Source organism: Planktothrix serta PCC 8927, from assembly GCF_900010725.2.
GTDB lineage: Bacteria > Cyanobacteriota > Cyanobacteriia > Cyanobacteriales > Microcoleaceae > Planktothrix > Planktothrix serta.
In genome coordinates this window covers 88,436-105,299 of record NZ_LR734878.1, presented here as the reverse complement: position 1 = coordinate 105,299, position 16,864 = coordinate 88,436, and the positions used below count along the sequence as shown (strand labels likewise).

Annotated in this window: 13 protein-coding genes; 7 read left to right on the top strand and 6 right to left on the bottom strand. The window is 38.5% G+C overall.

The features are described from left to right. Positions 1-68: 68 nt before the first annotated feature. Positions 69-932, bottom strand: a complete 864-nt coding sequence (locus tag PL8927_RS19960; RefSeq protein WP_083625056.1) for an amino acid ABC transporter substrate-binding protein — start codon at positions 930-932, stop codon at positions 69-71. Between the two features lie 209 nt (positions 933-1,141). On the opposite strand from PL8927_RS19960, the gene PL8927_RS19955 reads away from it, so the two are divergent. Together PL8927_RS19955 and PL8927_RS19950 are read left to right on the top strand one after the other, a co-directional pair. Further along, entirely contained in the window at positions 1,142-2,758 is a 1,617-nt protein-coding gene (locus PL8927_RS19955; RefSeq protein ID WP_083625054.1) for an Hsp70 family protein, read from the top strand. Between the two features lie 67 nt (positions 2,759-2,825). Next, positions 2,826-3,875 carry a coiled-coil domain-containing protein gene (locus tag PL8927_RS19950; protein ID WP_083625052.1) on the top strand — a complete coding sequence of 350 codons (1,050 nt, stop codon included), beginning with the start codon at positions 2,826-2,828 and terminating at the stop codon, positions 3,873-3,875. 74 nt (positions 3,876-3,949) lie between these two features. Here PL8927_RS19950 and PL8927_RS19945 read toward each other — a convergent pair whose 3' ends face one another. Further along, a complete protein-coding gene (locus PL8927_RS19945) occupies positions 3,950-4,183 on the bottom strand; it encodes a hypothetical protein (RefSeq protein ID WP_083625050.1) in 234 nt (77 codons plus the stop codon). 60 nt (positions 4,184-4,243) lie between these two features. Here PL8927_RS19945 and PL8927_RS19940 point away from each other — a divergent pair, with 60 nt between their 5' ends. Next, the gene (locus PL8927_RS19940) at positions 4,244-4,852 is read left to right on the top strand and encodes a 4Fe-4S single cluster domain-containing protein (protein WP_083625048.1); all 609 of its coding nucleotides are present in this window, start codon (positions 4,244-4,246) and stop codon (positions 4,850-4,852) included. A 130-nt stretch (positions 4,853-4,982) separates the two neighbouring features. Here the strand turns inward: PL8927_RS19940 and PL8927_RS19935 are convergent, their stop codons facing one another. From PL8927_RS19935 to PL8927_RS19925, 3 genes are all read right to left on the bottom strand, one after another. Further along, a complete protein-coding gene (locus PL8927_RS19935) occupies positions 4,983-7,532 on the bottom strand; it encodes an AAA family ATPase (protein WP_083625046.1) in 2,550 nt (849 codons plus the stop codon). A gap of 578 nt (positions 7,533-8,110) precedes the next feature. Continuing rightward, positions 8,111-9,517 (bottom strand): SUMF1/EgtB/PvdO family nonheme iron enzyme, encoded by a 1,407-nt coding sequence (locus tag PL8927_RS29030; RefSeq protein ID WP_083625044.1) that lies wholly within the window; start codon positions 9,515-9,517, stop codon positions 8,111-8,113. A 231-nt stretch (positions 9,518-9,748) separates the two neighbouring features. Beyond that, positions 9,749-11,245 carry a coiled-coil domain-containing protein gene (locus tag PL8927_RS19925; protein ID WP_083625041.1) on the bottom strand — a complete coding sequence of 499 codons (1,497 nt, stop codon included), beginning with the start codon at positions 11,243-11,245 and terminating at the stop codon, positions 9,749-9,751. A 678-nt stretch (positions 11,246-11,923) separates the two neighbouring features. Here PL8927_RS19925 and PL8927_RS19920 point away from each other — a divergent pair. From PL8927_RS19920 to PL8927_RS19905, 4 genes are all read left to right on the top strand, one after another. Beyond that, entirely contained in the window at positions 11,924-12,829 is a 906-nt protein-coding gene (locus tag PL8927_RS19920; RefSeq protein WP_083625040.1) for a polysaccharide deacetylase family protein, read from the top strand. Positions 12,830-13,074: 245 nt separating this feature from the next. Beyond that, entirely contained in the window at positions 13,075-14,172 is a 1,098-nt protein-coding gene (locus PL8927_RS19915) for a DJ-1/PfpI/YhbO family deglycase/protease (protein ID WP_083625037.1), read from the top strand. Positions 14,173-14,317: 145 nt separating this feature from the next. Further along, the gene (locus PL8927_RS19910) at positions 14,318-14,626 is read left to right on the top strand and encodes a hypothetical protein (protein ID WP_156093260.1); all 309 of its coding nucleotides are present in this window, start codon (positions 14,318-14,320) and stop codon (positions 14,624-14,626) included. Further along, positions 14,616-15,044: a PIN domain-containing protein gene (locus PL8927_RS19905; RefSeq protein WP_197047492.1), complete on the top strand. Its 429-nt coding sequence runs from the start codon at positions 14,616-14,618 to the stop codon at positions 15,042-15,044. Before PL8927_RS19910 ends, PL8927_RS19905 begins: the two co-directional genes overlap by 11 nt. Before the next feature lie 63 nt (positions 15,045-15,107). Here PL8927_RS19905 and ilvD read toward each other — a convergent pair whose 3' ends face one another. Next, a complete protein-coding gene (ilvD, locus tag PL8927_RS19900; protein WP_083625422.1) occupies positions 15,108-16,793 on the bottom strand; it encodes a dihydroxy-acid dehydratase in 1,686 nt (561 codons plus the stop codon). Positions 16,794-16,864: the final 71 nt, after the last annotated feature.

Here is a 16,864-nt window from a genome sequence, read left to right as displayed (position 1 = left end):
TCTACTGTGGTTTTAGGCAACGTCTCTACTACTCAGATCAAATAGAATTGCTATATATTTTCAGCAATTTAAGGTTTGACACTGGTTTGAAACCTTTGATAGGGAAAACGCCCAGTTTTAGCGTCAAACCATTTATTCCACAGTTGAGTATTATCTTCACTGGTAATCGTTTGGTTAACCATTGTTCCCCATTGAGAACTATTTTTAGGTAAAATACAACCGTAATCTTCAAAAGTTAGGGGTTGTTCGGGAAGTAAACGAAATTCTTTAAAGTCTAGCTGTTGTTTCCACAATTCACCTAACAATAAAATTCCATCACTCGCCATTAAATCAATTTCTGCTGCTCTTAAGCGACGAATTCCATCCGCACGACTTCCGACAACTTGCCATTTCGCTTCAGGATAAATCGGACGAAATTCATCATCTGTCGTTGTTCCTAATAAAAATCCAACGGTAATATTACTTTCTTTGACGGCTTCTAATTGCGTTTCTGAGGCTTTAGTTGGATCTAAACGTTCCCCATCAGCTTCTCGGACTAAAAGTTGAATTCCAGTGGTAAAATAAGGAACGGAAAAATCAACATTTTGTTCTCGTTCTGGGGTAATACTGGTGGCTTCACAAACAATATCTAATTTACCTGTTTCTACCTGATTAAATCTGTTTTTCAAGTCAACAGTTTTTAATTCTAATTTAATCGGTTTATTCAATTGTTTTTCCAGGCGCTGTTGAATTAATTTAATTAAATCCACAGAATACCCTTGTAAGGCGTTATTTTTGTCCGTATAGCCAAAGGGAGCCACATCCGTCCTCACCCCTGCTGTCAGTACCCCCGTCCGGTTTACTTTTTCTAACACGGTTTCGGCCCAACCCGCAAGGGGAAAATTAACGCTAAAGAGAAGACTCAAGAGAGAAACAGCAAGTTTTTTGTTCATCTGTGTTAGATTCTCAGCCAGATTAAAATGTTCTGTCATCCTATAACATTAATTGGTATCTGAAGGCAAGAGGGACAGAGATTGACGGGAAAGCAGTTAGGGGATTTGGCTGATTAATAGTATTCAAGTTTACCGAATTTTTGGGGTTTTATACTCTTTTTTCTTAGGCAGGAGTATAATAAAATCGAAAAGCACTCCAGTTTAGTAAAATGTCTAATATCGGTTTAGATTTTGGTACAACTAACTCGATTATTTCCTATCTCAACTCCAATGGAGAACCAGAAGCTTATTCCTGTCCTCCTCCAGATGGTTCTAAATATATTCCTTCTTTTATTGCCTATCATGATGATAATTATATAGAAATTGGTAATGCGGCTTGCAATGCGGGAACTCAAGACCCCCAAGTCGAAACTTACTGCCATTTTAAGATGCGATTACCTTTAGATTCATCTGAATTTTCTCAATATTTTTCCTGCGATCGCACGCCCATAAGTGTAACAACAGATTATCTACAAGAACTATTAATTTCTGTTGACAATTCCTATAGTTTTAGGAGTCAAAAAGGTGAAATTAAAACCCTAGTTGTTTCTGTTCCTGAAATTTGGCAACGAGATATTTATAATTTAGGTCGGGAACGTCTACAAACTTTAATTAAACAAGAATTAGGATTAGAAAAACAACTCTTACAACTGGTAAGTGAACCCGTAGCTGCGGCGGCTTATTATGCTTGGATGAATCAACGCTCTGCTGATCAACAAAACAGTCAACCCTTTCAGGGAAATTTGCTAGTTTGTGATATGGGAGGCGGTACATTTGATGTTAGTCTTTGTCGGATTTATGGAGATCATAAAGTTGAAGTTCTCTATTTTGATGGACAAGGAGATAAAGGATTAGAATCCGCCGGAGTCGCTTTTGATCGTCGAATTGTTCAGCAAGCTTATAGTAAAAAACAGGGTCAATTTTTAAAAGAATCTGATTCAAAATTGATGAGTTTAATGGGAGATTTTGAACGAGTTAAAATTAATACTCATGATCGGGTTACAAAATTGTTTATTAACTATCTAAATCTGGAAGATAAGCAAGATAAAATAGCTAATGAAGTTTATAAATTTAGTGGCTATTCTGTAACTTTTGGAGAAGTTGAGGAGGCATTTCAACCGATTAAACAAGGAATTGAAACAATACTAAACCGAGTTCAATCCTATCTAAAACAACAGGATATCAAGATTGATAAACTGTTTATGGTGGGAGGATTTTGTCAGTTTATTTTAGTGCAAAGAGCGATTATGGATGCTCTAAAAATTGATAAAAATGATCCTCGAATTGATCGCAGTTTTAATATTACTAACAGTGCTTATGCAATTTCCTACGGAGCTTGTTTAATTGCGAATGGGTTAGTTAATCCCATTGAAAAATATGTTCATACTGTAGGAGTTATTTTAGAAACAATCAATACTCAAACCCATGAACTCGAAAAATTAGATATTTCGTTAATTAAAGGAGGGTCGAATTTAGAAGATTTAGCACAACCTAATTTTTATTCTCAACCCCTTACCCCCATTGATCATAAAATTTCGATCACCCTTTGGCTACAATTATTATCGAAAGGAAAGAAACATCAACATCCCCTTCCTGATATGATTGAGTTACCCTATTGTTCACCTGATGCTAAATATCGAATCGGAATGAAAGTCGATCGATCTCAAATTGCTTATTTAGTTCTCGAAGAACTCGGAAGCGGAAACCGATTAGAATATCCCTTGGGAAATGTCGTTTCTGAGATGTTCCCTGGTCATGTTTTAATTGATGGAATAATATCGGAGTGAGCGGGGACGCTATTCTAGCGAGCGGGGACGCTCGCACTACTTTATTAAATTATATTAAATAGAAATTATGCTGCAAAATCAAAAAAGTCTGAACTTAATTGAACAAATTAAAACCTGTCAAAATTTATTGGAATTTGATCATATTTCCCTACCCTTTGAGTTAATTCAATCACTCTTGGAGGACTGTCAATTAACCTTTCCTCCTGAAGTCTTAAAACAGTTATCAGAAACGGAGCCGGAAACCTTAGAAGCTTGGGCGATCGCTCTTTCTAAAACCCTAGGAACTCAATTAGAACTACTTAACTCTTGGCAACCTCTACTAGATTCTTTTCCGCTTTCTGTCAATTTGAAACAAAGAATTAGCGATCGCAATCAATCCCTAAAAACCCTAATTACTGAAAAATCAGAACTATTAAAATCAGCTAACTTAATTTTATCACAAGAGCAACAAATTCGTCAAGAAACTCAAGAATTAAAAACCTTAAAATCTAAAATTCAACAGTTAACGACCCTAGAAGCAAAATTGCAAACCACCAACTTAGAACAACTCAAGAAAACGATTGCAGAAAAATCCGCCCAACTAGAACCCCAACAACAAATTCTCACTGATTTACAACAACAAAAAACTCAATTAGACGACCAAATTACCGCCTTACAACAACAACAAACCCTATTAAAAGAAGAAATCACCTATTGGCAATCTCGACAAAATTATTTAGAACAAAGTACCCGCAATTCCCTATCAGAATTAATCACCCTAACCCAACTTCAACGTCAACGATTATCAGAAGCACTCGCCGAAGAATTAGCTCATTTAGAAACTCAGAAACAACAACTCATTCAACAACAAGAAACCTATACCCAAGTGCAGCAACAAATCCAACAAACTCAAACTGATTTTGAAACTTATCAAACAATAACCCAGGAATTAATCACGATTTTAAATAGCCATTATCAAACCAATGCGGTATTAGGAAAACTCTTACCTGTGAATTGTCAAAAAATTGATCATCTGCTCAAAACCGTACAGGAAACCTTAGCAGAAATTGACCAAGAATTATCAACATCTCGACAAAAACAAGAACAGATACAACAAAAAACTCGCTTTACTTTTTAATATAGCACTAGGGAACAGGGAACAGGGAACAGGGAACAGTAAGCGGTAAAGAAGTTTCATGATTTAGAAATGTCCTAACTGTAATGCGTAGTGCTATAGGACTCAATAGAATCATCTGCATTGAGTTGAATTACACCGATCAAACTTTGAGTCCAAGGATCAAGATCGGTAATAAATTCAACGCTTGGAGTCGGAGAAATAGATAACAAAGTTTCTTGTTGAATTGAAGTTAAAACAGACTGGACTAACTGCCAGCGATCGCTAATTGGTAATTGTAATGCTTGGTTTTGTAATTCTTGCAGTGTCATTAGAATTCTTCCTAAAGCGGGCTCTGTTTAATTATAATTAAATAAAAATAACATTCAAACATGACCTTAATTAATATTGCTGAAATTTGCCCTTCAACTCGTACCCTTGGCCCAGGTCAACGGTTTGTAATTTGGGTGCAGGGATGTTGTTTTAACTGTCGGGGTTGTGTTTCTCCTGAGTGGATACCCCAGAAACAAGCCACAGAAATTGATCCCCAAAAATTAGCTAATTATATATTATCAATTCCGGGTACAGAAGGGTTAACCGTTTCCGGGGGTGAACCGATGTTACAAGCATCAGCATTGAGTGAATTATTCCATAATTTACGTCAACAACGGGATATTTCTATTATTTGTTTTACTGGGTTTACTTTAACACAACTGCAAGCCCAAAACAACCCTACTATTGATCAAATTTTAACCTTAATTGATGTTTTAATTGATGGACAATATCTTCCTGAATTAAATGATAATCAAGGTTGGCGAGGTTCATCAAATCAAGTCGTACATTTTTTAACTTCTCGTCATTTACCCGAAGCCAGTTTATTTACACAACGTCAGCGAGATGTAGAAATTCATCTGCGCCCCAATGAAGCCTTAATGGTTGGTGTTCCCCCTCTAAATTTTTCCAATCATTTTAAAACTGCTATCGATACCGCCACCAAGTAGGGTGCGTAAGCGCAGCGCACGCACCATTCCCCCTAGTTCCCCTCCGACAGATTGAAATCTGTCGCTACACAGACAAAACCCGGATGGTGCGCGGGTTAAGAAATCAAATATTAGTGATTAACAAAAAAACCTATAATTCTTTCCCTTCATAATTGGGAATATCTTCTAATCTAAAAGTTCTCATCCCTTCCCCAGATAAATGCTCTCGAACAATCCGACTTTTTAGACGTTGTACCATTTTTTCATAAAGGTTTCTGACCTCTCGACCATTGCCAAAATTTCGCCCCCGATGTTCATACAGATCTCGAAATATAGTTAACAATTTTGTCGATACTTCTGGGGTAACTATCCACCCCCCTTGCTGACCCATTCCTAAACAAATTTGATGTAATTCTTCTGCGGTATAATCAGGAAATTCAATAATATTACCAATTCGAGATTTAATCCCCGAATTTGCATTCATAAACCCTTGCATTTCTAGGGTATATCCTGCTAAAATAACAATCAGGCGATCGCGTTCATTTTCCATCATGGGTACTAACGTATCAATCGCTTCCCGTCCAAAATCTTGACCGGAATCACTGCGACTTAACCCATAAGCTTCATCAATAAATAATACCCCATCTAACGCAGATTCAATCATTTCTTTAGTTTTTAAAGCCGTTTGTCCCACATATCCGGCGACTAAATTACTGCGATTTGCTTCAATAAAATGCCCTTTTTGTAATAGTCCCAAGGCTTTAAAAATTTGTCCAATTAATCGCGCTACCGTTGTTTTTCCCGTCCCTGGATTTCCGGTAAATAATAGATGGCGCGTTTGCTGACCTTCATTAATAGCAATTCCCGCTTCTCTTAACCGTTGATTGGCTAATTGTTCATTCACAATTTCTCTGATATTCTGTTTAACAGAATCTAATCCCGTTAACCGATCTAATTGTTGTAATAACTCCTGTAAAACTTGCTCATTTTTTCGAGATTCTTGGCGATATTCTGGGGGTAAATCTTGGAGTTGAAAAGGTTCTTGTAACGGTTCTAAATTCTGCTGAATTACACGCTGAGAACGCAATTGATCCATTTTATCAAATAAATTTTCCACTACCCCCGCATTACCAAAATTTTGATCCCGTCGTCTATACAAATCTGTGAACAAACCAACTAAAGCTAATTCTAATTCCGATGTCATCGAACATTGTACCCGCGATAACCGTTGTTGAAAAATCGCTAACAATTCCGAGGGAGTATAATCTTCAAAAATAATCGTAGTAGGTAAGCGACGTTTTAACCCTGGATTACTTTCCAAAAATTCATTAATATTATCAGGATATCCCGCAATAATTACCGCCAGTCGATGACGTTCATCTTCCATTCTTTTCAGCAAAGTATCAATTGCTTCCTGACCAAAATCATTATTTCCCCCTTGACTTAAGGTATAAGCTTCATCAATAAATAATACCCCATCTAAGGCTTTATCAATTACTTCATTAGTTTGAATTGCGGTTTGTCCCACATATCCAGCGACTAAATCCTGTTTAGCAACTTCTCGAACATGACCCCGTTTTAATAATCCTAAATCTCGATATATTTCCCCAATTAATCGCGCTACGGTGGTTTTCCCTGTACCCGGATTTCCGGTAAAGATTAAATGTAGACGGGGTGGGTCGGTTTGTTGTCCTTGTTTTTGACGTTGTTGTTGTACAATTAGCTGGGGTATTTGTTGACTAATTAAGGTTTTGACACTCGATAAACCAATCATTTGATTTAACCTTTCTAAAGCAGGTTGGGTGCTAATATCCGCAGTAAACCAACGCTTTGCTTTTGCTTGAGTTAGGGAAATTTCAGGAACGCTTTTAAACCGATGATACCAAGTCTTTAGAGATTGGTTTTCCGCCGATATCCATTGGGAGAGTTGATTAAGATTTTTCCAAACTAGGGTTTTTTGTTCCTGTAACCTAAAATACTGTTGTAAGTTATTAATTTCTTGAATATCGGGAGATGCTAGGCGAACTAAATTTAGAGATTGAGTTGTAGAATCATCTCGTTTGCTGATATAATTAGATAGGAGAGTGAAACCAATGCGATCGCAATATTCTTGCAATTTAGCACTGGTTTCATGGTGAGAAATAAAAATACACAGGTTAGAATTTTGCGGCGGTAAACGTAACCAATTAACAAACCGCCCAAATAGTTCGCGGCGATGATCAAATTGTCCTAAATCTTCCGTATTGGTAAAAATAATTACGGATTTTTGGTTAATATCCTGCATCACAGTTTCAAAAATAGGCAGAATATTAACATCTTGTAATCGAGTTGGAGTATTGCGGGTTGTTGGTGGAATTTCGGTCGGGGTGGCGGGTGTTTTTCGCCCTAATAATCCGCGTTTTCTTCCTAATGAACCGGAGAATCTGAGTTCTTGACAAGGGGTAGAATTATTGTTAGATTGAGTTTGGGGAAGACAGCGATCGCGGGATAGTTGATCTAAGAAATACAGTTTTTCCACTCCTGAATAAAACAGGATTCTTTGATAACCTTGAGATTGTAAATAACGATGTAAAACCTGTTCAATATCTTGTAATAATAAATCTGGAGTGCAGAAGGTATCGCTAGTATTAGTTCCGTAGAAGATAAAAAAGCGATCGCCTGAATCTAAATTTAACCCCGATGTAATTCGTTCAATAGTCATATTAGTAAGGATGAATATAGGAATAAAACCGATAGATTAGATCCCCCTAAATCCCCCTTAAAAAGGGGGACTTTGATTTATTTCTGATCCCCCCCTTTTTTTAAGGGGGGTTAGGGGGGATCTCTTTCGGGGTCAGGGGCGGGTTTAGATAAATTATTTGTGGGTTTCAAAGGTTAACTCGAACCCGCCCCTACGGGCGATCAAATATTCCCTAAACCCGTAGGGGCGGGTTCCGTACAAATTTATAATTCCCACCAATAACTATCATAAACCCGCCCGACCCCGCCAGTGATTTTTAATTGCTGATTAAATTTTAGGCTGGGGTCAGGGCGATCAAATATTCCCTAAACCCGTAGGGGCGGGTTCCGTACAAATTTATAATTTCCACCAATAACTATCATAAACCCGCCCAACCCCACCATTAATTTTCAATTGCTGATGAAATTTTGGGGTGGCGTTAGGGTGATCAAATATTCCCTAAACCCGTAGGGGCGGGTTCCGTACAAATTTATAATTCCCAGCGATAACTATCATAAACCCGCCCAACCCCGCCATTGATTTTTAATTAGGAAAAAGGGTTACAAAGTCCACCCAGGCGGGGAGGAAACAACACGAAATCCGAAGTACAAGTTCCGACTGTCCGGCACGCTCTTGAAACGATTGGCACTACGACAATTCCTGGGGTTATCGTACCACGAACCTCCGCGTACCACCCGGAAATCAGTATTTCCCCCAGACTCCCAAACACTTCCGTCAGTCGGCGCACCCTGATAATTTTCATGCAAAGGGTCGGCGCACCATTCCCAGACATTACCGTGCATATCGTATAAACCAAAAGCATTGGGGGGAAAACTTCCCACAACGGTAGTTTGTTGACGATGGATTCCTTTTGGCCCATTGTCGTAAGTATTACTCGCGTCATAATTAGCTAAATCGGCTGTAATGGTTTCGCCAAAATGGAAAGGAGTCGTAGTTCCAGCGCGACAGGCATATTCCCATTCCGCCTCACTGGGCAAGCGATAGGCTGTTCCTGTGTATTGGTATAGTCTGGCACAAAATTCCACCGCATCATCCCAGTTGACATTTTCTACGGGTCGGCGCTCGCCTTTAAAGTTAGAAGGGTCTGGTTTTAGGTCACGGCGAACTTTCGGTAGATTAGCAACCCGTTTCCATTGGGCTTGAGTAATGGGATATTTGCCCATCAAAAAAGCTGAAACGGTAACTTGATGTTGGGGTTTTTCGCTGTCATTTCCTATTCTCTGGGGTGAACCCATCAGGAACGTCCCACCCGGAATAGACACCATTTCTAACATTTTTTTTGTGTCTAAATCTTCCAGAAATTCTTGAGCTTTTTGAGGTTGAGAATTAATAATTAGTCCTTGACGATTAACAGTAACGCCTACAAAGCTAACTTCGCGCAGTTTTATCTTTAAAGATGGTTTTTTTTGAGGAATTGATGCTTCTATTTTAGCTGCTTCGAGTTGTGTTTTAATCGCCGTTAACTTTTCGTTAATGGGGGTAAAAAAATTGAGTAAGGTTTGCGGGGTAACGATTTCTTGGGCTAATTTTTCCTGATATTCTATTTGAGATTGGTTTAACTGATTAACTTGGGTTTGGAGTTGCTGACGTTCTGCGGTGGCGGTGGTCAGTTGTTGTTGAATTATTGCTAACTGTTGGGTGAGAGTAGAGATAGATTCTGTTAATTGTTGACTGGGAACTTGGGAAAATTGATCAAATTTAGTTAAAATTTCGGTTAACTGTTGTTGAGAGGCAAGTTGTTGTTCTTTTAACTGTTTTTGCTGGGTTTTTAATTTTAACCATGCTTGTTTTGCCCACTTGAATTTAGCTTTTTCCTTAGCTCTAAATTCATCGGGGATATGTCCAGGGAAAGTCACGGGATAGGGCGTTAAATCCCATCCACAAGTTGTACAGAAGCTAACTTGATTTTCTGTATATTCTGTTTGACAGATGGGACAATTAGCCATAACGTTAGGGTTTGCAATCTTAGATAAAATTATATCATTGTCGGGGTGATCAAATATTCCCTAAACCCGTAGGGGCGGGTTCTGTACAAATTTATGATTTCCACCAATAACTATCATAAACCCGCCCAACCCCACCATTAATTTTTAATTGCTGATGAAATTTTGGGGCAGGGTCAGGGGCGGGTTTAGATCAATTATTTGTGGGTTTCAAAGGTTAACTCGAACCCGCCCCTACAGACCCTTGGTTTGTGTTTGATTACGCTGTTTAACTTTCTCCAAATCTTTATAGTCGTCTTGAGGTTTTTCATAACATTCTGTCGGCCGATTTCCTTGGACACCGGAGTCATTTAAAGCGGTAAAAATTGCCTCGGCATTTTGTGTGGTTGTCTGTTCATCAATTAAGATTTCACTAAAGGTATTAATTGAAACTGAATTAGCACCAAATTCGGCTTCAGGACTAATCACCGTTACCACTTCATCACCAGCAACATTTTTAACTTTTACTACAAAAGCATTACGTTGATCTGAACCTTCGTAAACTGCATCAGATTCAGGATCAAGAAGACGATATCCTAAAGATTCTAAAACATCAACTACACGGTCGGCAATTTCTACCCGGAGTTGAGATCCTAAAATTGATAATTTCGCCTGTTCTACAATTTCTCCTAATATCGGTTGTTGGGCTAAAATTTGATCACTTAACTGTTTTATCTGTTCGGTTGTTAGGGTTTCTGATTGGGTTTGGAGTTGAGTTTCTAATTGTTTTAACTGTTGTTCATATTCGGTTAATCGACCATTTACCCAATAATCGACTTCTAATTTAAAGGTTTCTGTTTCATCTCCCTGTCCCACTTCTACCTCACAGTTTCGATTTGCTTGTACCTCTGTGATTAGAGTTTTTAAATCTTCTAAAGCTGCTTGATAAAGTAATAGCCATTCTTGCTCTTTTTGTTCTAATTCTAAGCGTAAATCCGCTAATTCTAAATAGGTTTGTTGGGTAGTTGCGATCGCAGCTTCCATCACCCCATTTTGAATATTCGTTCTCGCTAATTCTAATCCCCGATGCAATTCTGCTAACCGTCCAGGGGCAAACTTCTGATGTTGATAATCTCGATCAATTTGTTGCCAAATCGCTTCTACATCGGCTAACAAATCTTGAGCAAGTTGGGATTTTTGTTGACGTTCCTGTTTTAAATCATTGACAACATGATCAATTTGTTGTTGTAAAATTCGTTGTCCTTGCTTACGTTCATTGCGTTCTTCTATAATTAATTGAGTGAATTTCTGATCCTGTTCTGTTATTAAACGGGTATATTCCTGACGTTGTTGTTGGGTAATTTTTAAATATTCCTGACGCTGTTCTCGAAACCCTTGACGCATTGCAGTTTCTAAACGGTTGGTTTCCTGTTGTAGCGCCTGTTGTTGACGTTTTTCCGAGTCTCGGACTGCGGTTTGAAATTCTTGACGCTGTTGCTGTAACCGCTTTTGGGTATTGCGTTCTAAATCGGCTAAACTACTTTTTAAACGTTGGCTTTCCTGTTCCTGCCGTTGGGCACGTTGTTCGAGGGGTGCAAAACGTTGTTGGAACTCTTGCCGCGCCTGTTCTCGGACTGCATTTAACCGTTCTGGGAGATCCTGTTGTACAGAACGCAAACGACTTTCCTGTTCTTTCAGACGTCGCAATTCCTGTTCTTCAACACTAACATATCGCCGTTTTTCGCCACTCATGGTCTTGCTCCCCTCTGTTTGGCTGAGATTGTTTCTGTTTTCCGATTTTAATCTATATTTTTCAGTTTTACAATCTTCTAAAAAGTTATTATTTTCTGGGTTTAACGAGATATAATAAATCCTAAAAAAGTGAGAATATAGACTCACGATGAAACCCAGACAATCAACTATTTTCCCCCTGTTCCCTGTTCCCTGTTCCCTGTTCCCTTTTAAGATTACTATATAAAGATTTATGAATAAAATTTAGGCTTTGCAAAGGTTGATTTTTTGAATATAAAGATTGAGTTAAAGGAAGACCTATGATCCTATAGAGGGGTGCTGGATGAGGATGATTATAGTATATTTAAGAATATAGAGAGTATTATCAGCAAATTTTCTGATGCAGAAGCCGTTTTTCAGCCTGGGTTCGTTAAAAACCTGACTAATAATTAACGCTGCATTCAATGGGAATAGGGCTGCATAAATACCGCAACCCATAGGGGGTAGATTATGACAGGGTTAGAATTGGCTATTTTTATTGTAGGGCCGTTAGTCTCGTTTTTATTTGCGATCGCATTAACACCCAACAAAGCGGAGATTGTTTCTGATCATGAACATTCTCATATTTAATTAAGATTTACGCGAGTTTGTGGGAAAGTCTCGTAAACTAGAGTCAGATTATTTTGACGCTTAAAATCGATGACAGGTTCCCAACATTCTAAACGGTTTTCACAGATTCTACTTTGTGGTGTGAGTGGAATTTTTATATTAAGCTTTAATCATGGACAAGTAGCTGTCTCTTTGTCTGTTATTGAAGCGCAAGCTCAAAATTCGGTTCCCATACAACCGATGAATTCTTCTGAAGATGGGATGGAAAAACCACCACTTCCCCCGTTAGGAAAACCAGACCCTTTTATTCCTAGAAAACCTTTCCCCCCTCCGAGTTTAAAGAAACCGGAAAAACCCTATTATTCTTTAATTCCAGAACGCTATCAAGGTAAAACAGTTCATAATGTTTATCCCCGAAATCAAGAAAAAGTAATCGCCTTAACTTTTGATGATGGCCCCTGGTTAGAAACGTTAAAAATTTTAGCGGTTTTGCGACAGTTTGATGTTAAAGCCACATTCTTTATTTTAGGTCGCAATTTAGTATTATACCCGGAAATTATACAACAAGTGGTTCAAGAAAATCATGCAGTTGGGAATCATAGTTGGACACATTCTTATCCCAAAATGGAACCCCAAAAAGCTAAAGCCGAAATTGAAAATACATCAGCAAAATTACAGTTAATGACAGGATTAAAAACGCGGTTATTTCGTCCCCCTGGAGGAATTTTAGATAATGGCGTTGCGGAGTATGCTCGCAGTAAAAACTATGCCGTTATTATGTGGTCTATTGATACGAAAGACTATCAACAAGCATCTGCTGAAATTTTAGCAAATCGCGTTTTAAATCAAGCACGTCCAGGGGATATTGTGTTAATGCACGATGGCGGTGGAAATCGTTTTCAAACCATAGAAGCCTTAAAGATTATGATTCCTGAATTACAAAAACAAGGTTATCGGTTTGTAACCATTCCTGAATTATTATCATTATCAGAATAGTAAGGTGTATAAGCTAAATTCCACGAACTAACTCCTAACTCATTTATGGGATTTTAGCCAACGCACTCTACACCCTGATCATTTCTCCAACCTTTGACAGATGAATCTTAGAGTTTGAAATTATTAAAATAACGAAATGGCTAATCAATCTATTGAGCTTATAGAGCCATAAAAAAAATCTTTTTAAAGCTCAGATTGTTGATTCAAACTTTAATAGTGAATTCATCATTGAAAGGAGAAAGATCATGACATTGAACAATGACAGTAAATCTAAAAAACGGGTTGCCATTTTAATTGAGAATGGGGTCGAAGATTCAGAGTTTTTGATTCCTTATAATGCCTTGAAAATGTCCGAAGTAGAAACCGTTGTTCTCGGTTCTCGGATGAATGAAAAATACAAAGGTAAACAAGGAAAAATGACTCATTCCGCCGATGGAACAACCACAGAAGCGCGTCCAGAAGACTTTGATGCTGTAATTATTCCGGGGGGAATGGCACCGGATAAAATGCGTTGTAACCCGAATACGGTTAAATTTGTGCAGAAAATGATGGAACAAGGAAAATGGGTGGCTGCGGTTTGTCATGGGCCCCAGTTGTTAATTGAAGGGGATTTATTACGCGGAAAAAATGCGACGGGGTTTGTCGCTATTCGCAAAGATATGATGAATTCTGGGGCGATTTATTTGAATAAAGCTTTAGTGGTTGATGGCAATTTAATTACCTCTCGTCAACCGGGAGATTTAGCAATTTTTACCACTGCTATTTTAAACAAATTAGGTTTGGGAAAACAGGCGGGTCTTCCTGATGAAAATAATAATTTAGCGGAATGGTGGAAATTAGCGGATGCTTGGGGAGGTTCAACCAAAGGAGAAATTACTAAAGCGTTGAATACGGCTTTAGGGGGAGAACATTATTCTTTAGAAGCGTTAGAACAGTATTCAGAAAAGGCAGATTATCTGAAGTTAAAGTTAATGTTGAAGGATTTTATTGCCATTAAACGGCAACATATTGAGCAGTTAGAAACTCGTTTACAAGAGTTAGGAGAAAAACCGAGTTTACCTTCAGCAATGGCGGAACCTTATGCTAAGTTAAAAAGTTGGTTACAGTCTAGTGATGATATTGCGATCGCTAAACAAGCATTAGGGGATATTCAAACGGGGGTTGTCGATGTTTTTAATTTACGAGTTCAAACCACTGACCCCGTTTCAACGGCATTATTTACCGAAATTGAACAACATTTAGCCGAACAAGAACAACAATTAGTGAAACTTTATCAGACGATGTTGGGGTCAAAATCTCCTGAAGCTGCTAAACCTTCAACGGGTGCTGCTGTTAGCCTGTAGTTTCTTGGAATTTAGGGCTAAAGCCTAATAATAAATGTTTGATAGCGATCGCTCTTTAATCCAATTTTTTAAACTGGAGATCGGGGCGATCGCTATTTTATAATTGACAAGAATTGATGATATTGGTTACAATTGAATAAGGGGTTTGATGCGGGGAGATGTTGATTTAGCTGATTTTAATCCCCAAAACAAGGCTGAAAAAATATTTATAAAGCTTTATAAGGAGATCATCACTACAATGTACAAAGTTATCCAAGCAACTTGTAATAATGGTAATTTGATCCTCTCTGAAAAGTTGAGTGATGAATGGGAAGGAAAAAGTTTTAAAGTTATTCTTGTGGAAACAGATGAAATTGAAGTCAAAAAGCAAAGATTTTTTGAGTTTGTAGATCAACATTCCTTTACTCTCCCAGATAACTATGAATTTAATAGAGAGGAACTTTATGAAAAATAAGGTTCTATTAGATACTAACCTCTGGGTTTATCTTTACTCCCAAAATTCACCGAATAAGTCTGTTAAGGTGAGAGAGTTGGTTAATAATAACTTTACCTCAATCATTGTTAGCACTCAGATTTTGGGTGAATTCTATAATGTTATGACTAAAAAGAAGGTAAAACCCAAAGATGAAGTTAAACAGATTATTCTGGAAATGGTGACAAATTTTACTATTGTGGAAATAGATGTTTTAAAAGTGATCACAGCGTTAGACATTAATTCTAAATACGGTTATACTTATTGGGATAGTCTGGTTCTGGCTACAGCTTTACAACAAAATTGTAATATTTTATATTCAGAAGATATGCAAGCTAATCAACTTATTGAACAAAAAACAATAATTATAAATCCATTTTTAGTAACACAATTAGAGTAAATAATTAAATGAGCCCTGAAGGGCTCACTACGAGGTTTCACGCCTGGATTAATAAGGGGAGAATTAACTTAAGTTTAAGTCTGTCACAGCCCCAATACTGCTAGATGAAACTAACTTCGCATATTTGGCTAAAACTCCTTTCGTATAACGGGGTTTTGGAGCTTGCCAAGTTTGACGACGTTGGGCTAATTCTTCATCAGAAATATTCACTTGTAATAACCGTTGATGGGCATCAATGGTAATACTATCCCCCTCTTGAACTAAACCAATATTCCCGCCAACGGCTGCTTCTGGGGCGACGTGACCGACAACCATTCCATAAGTTCCACCAGAGAAACGACCATCGGTAATTAATCCAACTTTATCCCCTAAACCAGCCCCAATAATTGCCGAAGTTGGCGCTAACATTTCCCGCATTCCTGGCCCGCCTTTCGGCCCTTCATAACGGATCACAATCACATCGCCAGCGCTAATTTTTCCGGCTAAAATTGCATCTAAACATTCTTCTTCCGATTCAAAAACTCGCGCTGGGCCAGTAATCACTGGATTTTTAACGCCAGTAATTTTAGCAACCGCACCTTCTGTGGCTAAATTACCTTTTAAAATCGCTAAATGTCCTTGAGCATACATGGGATTATTCCAAGGACGAATTACATCTTGGTCGGGACTGGGTTCGGAGGGAACATTGGCTAATTGTTCGGCTACGGTTTTTCCAGTTATTGTTAACGCATCCCCATGAATTAAGCCTTTTTCTAATAGCATTTTCATGATTAACGGAATGCCCCCAGCTTTGTGTAAATCTATCGCCACATAACGACCACTGGGCTTTAAATCACACAACACAGGAACCTTAGCCCGAATCACTTCAAAATCATCAATAGTTAGTTCAACTCCGATGGCATTTGCAATCGCTAATAAGTGTAAAACTGAATTCGTTGAACCGCCCACGGCCATAATTACAGCGATCGCATTTTCAAAGGCTTTTCGAGTTAGAATTTGACGGGGAAGAATGCGGTTTTTAATAGCATCTCGTAACACATAAGCTGACTTTTCTGTACTTTCGGCTTTTTCCTCATCTTCTGCTGCCATTGTTGAGGAATACATTAAACTCATTCCCATCGCTTCAATAGCAGAAGACATGGTATTTGCAGTGTACATTCCCCCACAGGAACCCGCCCCCGGACATGACCGACGTTCGACTTCAATTAATTCGGTATCGTCAATTTTTCCAGCGCTATATTGTCCGACGGCTTCAAAAGCGCTAACAACGGTTAAATCTTTCCCATTATAATGTCCAGGTTTAATCGTTCCCCCATATACAAATATCGCCGGAATATTCATCCGAGAAATTGCAATCATCGCCCCCGGCATATTTTTATCACAACCCCCAATGGCTAAAACCGCATCCATACTTTGGGCGTTACAAGCGGTTTCAATAGAGTCAGCAATTACCTCCCGTGAAACTAAGGAATATTTCATCCCTTCAGTCCCCATAGAAATGCCATCGCTGACGGTAATTGTTCCGAACATTTGTGGCATCGCTCCCGCTTGTTTGAGGGCGGTTTCTGCGCGTAATGCTAGGCTGTTAATCCCCATATTACAGGGGGTGATGGTGCTGTAACCGTTGGCAATTCCAACGATGGGTTTGGTAAAATCTTGATCACCAAATCCCACCGCCCGCAACATTGCACGGTTGGGGGTGCGTTGGGTTCCTTGGGTAATGGCTTGACTTCTAACGTTATCGGACATTGATAGTTCCTCTGTTGCTTGTGGGTTATGTTCCAACGGTTCAACGACGTTTTTTTGTAGCGTTGTTACTC

Coding starts and splice junctions, on each gene's coding strand:
- PL8927_RS19905 (WP_197047492.1), top strand. CDS start 14,616: ATGAAAAATAAGGTTCTATTAGATACTAACCTCTGGGTTTATCTTTAC.
- PL8927_RS19920 (WP_083625040.1), top strand. CDS start 11,924: ATGACAGGTTCCCAACATTCTAAACGGTTTTCACAGATTCTACTTTGT.
- PL8927_RS19925 (WP_083625041.1), bottom strand. CDS start 11,245: ATGAGTGGCGAAAAACGGCGATATGTTAGTGTTGAAGAACAGGAATTG.
- PL8927_RS19955 (WP_083625054.1), top strand. CDS start 1,142: ATGTCTAATATCGGTTTAGATTTTGGTACAACTAACTCGATTATTTCC.
- PL8927_RS19940 (WP_083625048.1), top strand. CDS start 4,244: ATGACCTTAATTAATATTGCTGAAATTTGCCCTTCAACTCGTACCCTT.
- PL8927_RS19945 (WP_083625050.1), bottom strand. CDS start 4,183: ATGACACTGCAAGAATTACAAAACCAAGCATTACAATTACCAATTAGC.
- PL8927_RS19960 (WP_083625056.1), bottom strand. CDS start 932: ATGAACAAAAAACTTGCTGTTTCTCTCTTGAGTCTTCTCTTTAGCGTT.
- PL8927_RS19915 (WP_083625037.1), top strand. CDS start 13,075: ATGACATTGAACAATGACAGTAAATCTAAAAAACGGGTTGCCATTTTA.
- ilvD (WP_083625422.1), bottom strand. CDS start 16,793: ATGTCCGATAACGTTAGAAGTCAAGCCATTACCCAAGGAACCCAACGC.
- PL8927_RS29030 (WP_083625044.1), bottom strand. CDS start 9,517: ATGGCTAATTGTCCCATCTGTCAAACAGAATATACAGAAAATCAAGTT.
- PL8927_RS19935 (WP_083625046.1), bottom strand. CDS start 7,532: ATGACTATTGAACGAATTACATCGGGGTTAAATTTAGATTCAGGCGAT.
- PL8927_RS19950 (WP_083625052.1), top strand. CDS start 2,826: ATGCTGCAAAATCAAAAAAGTCTGAACTTAATTGAACAAATTAAAACC.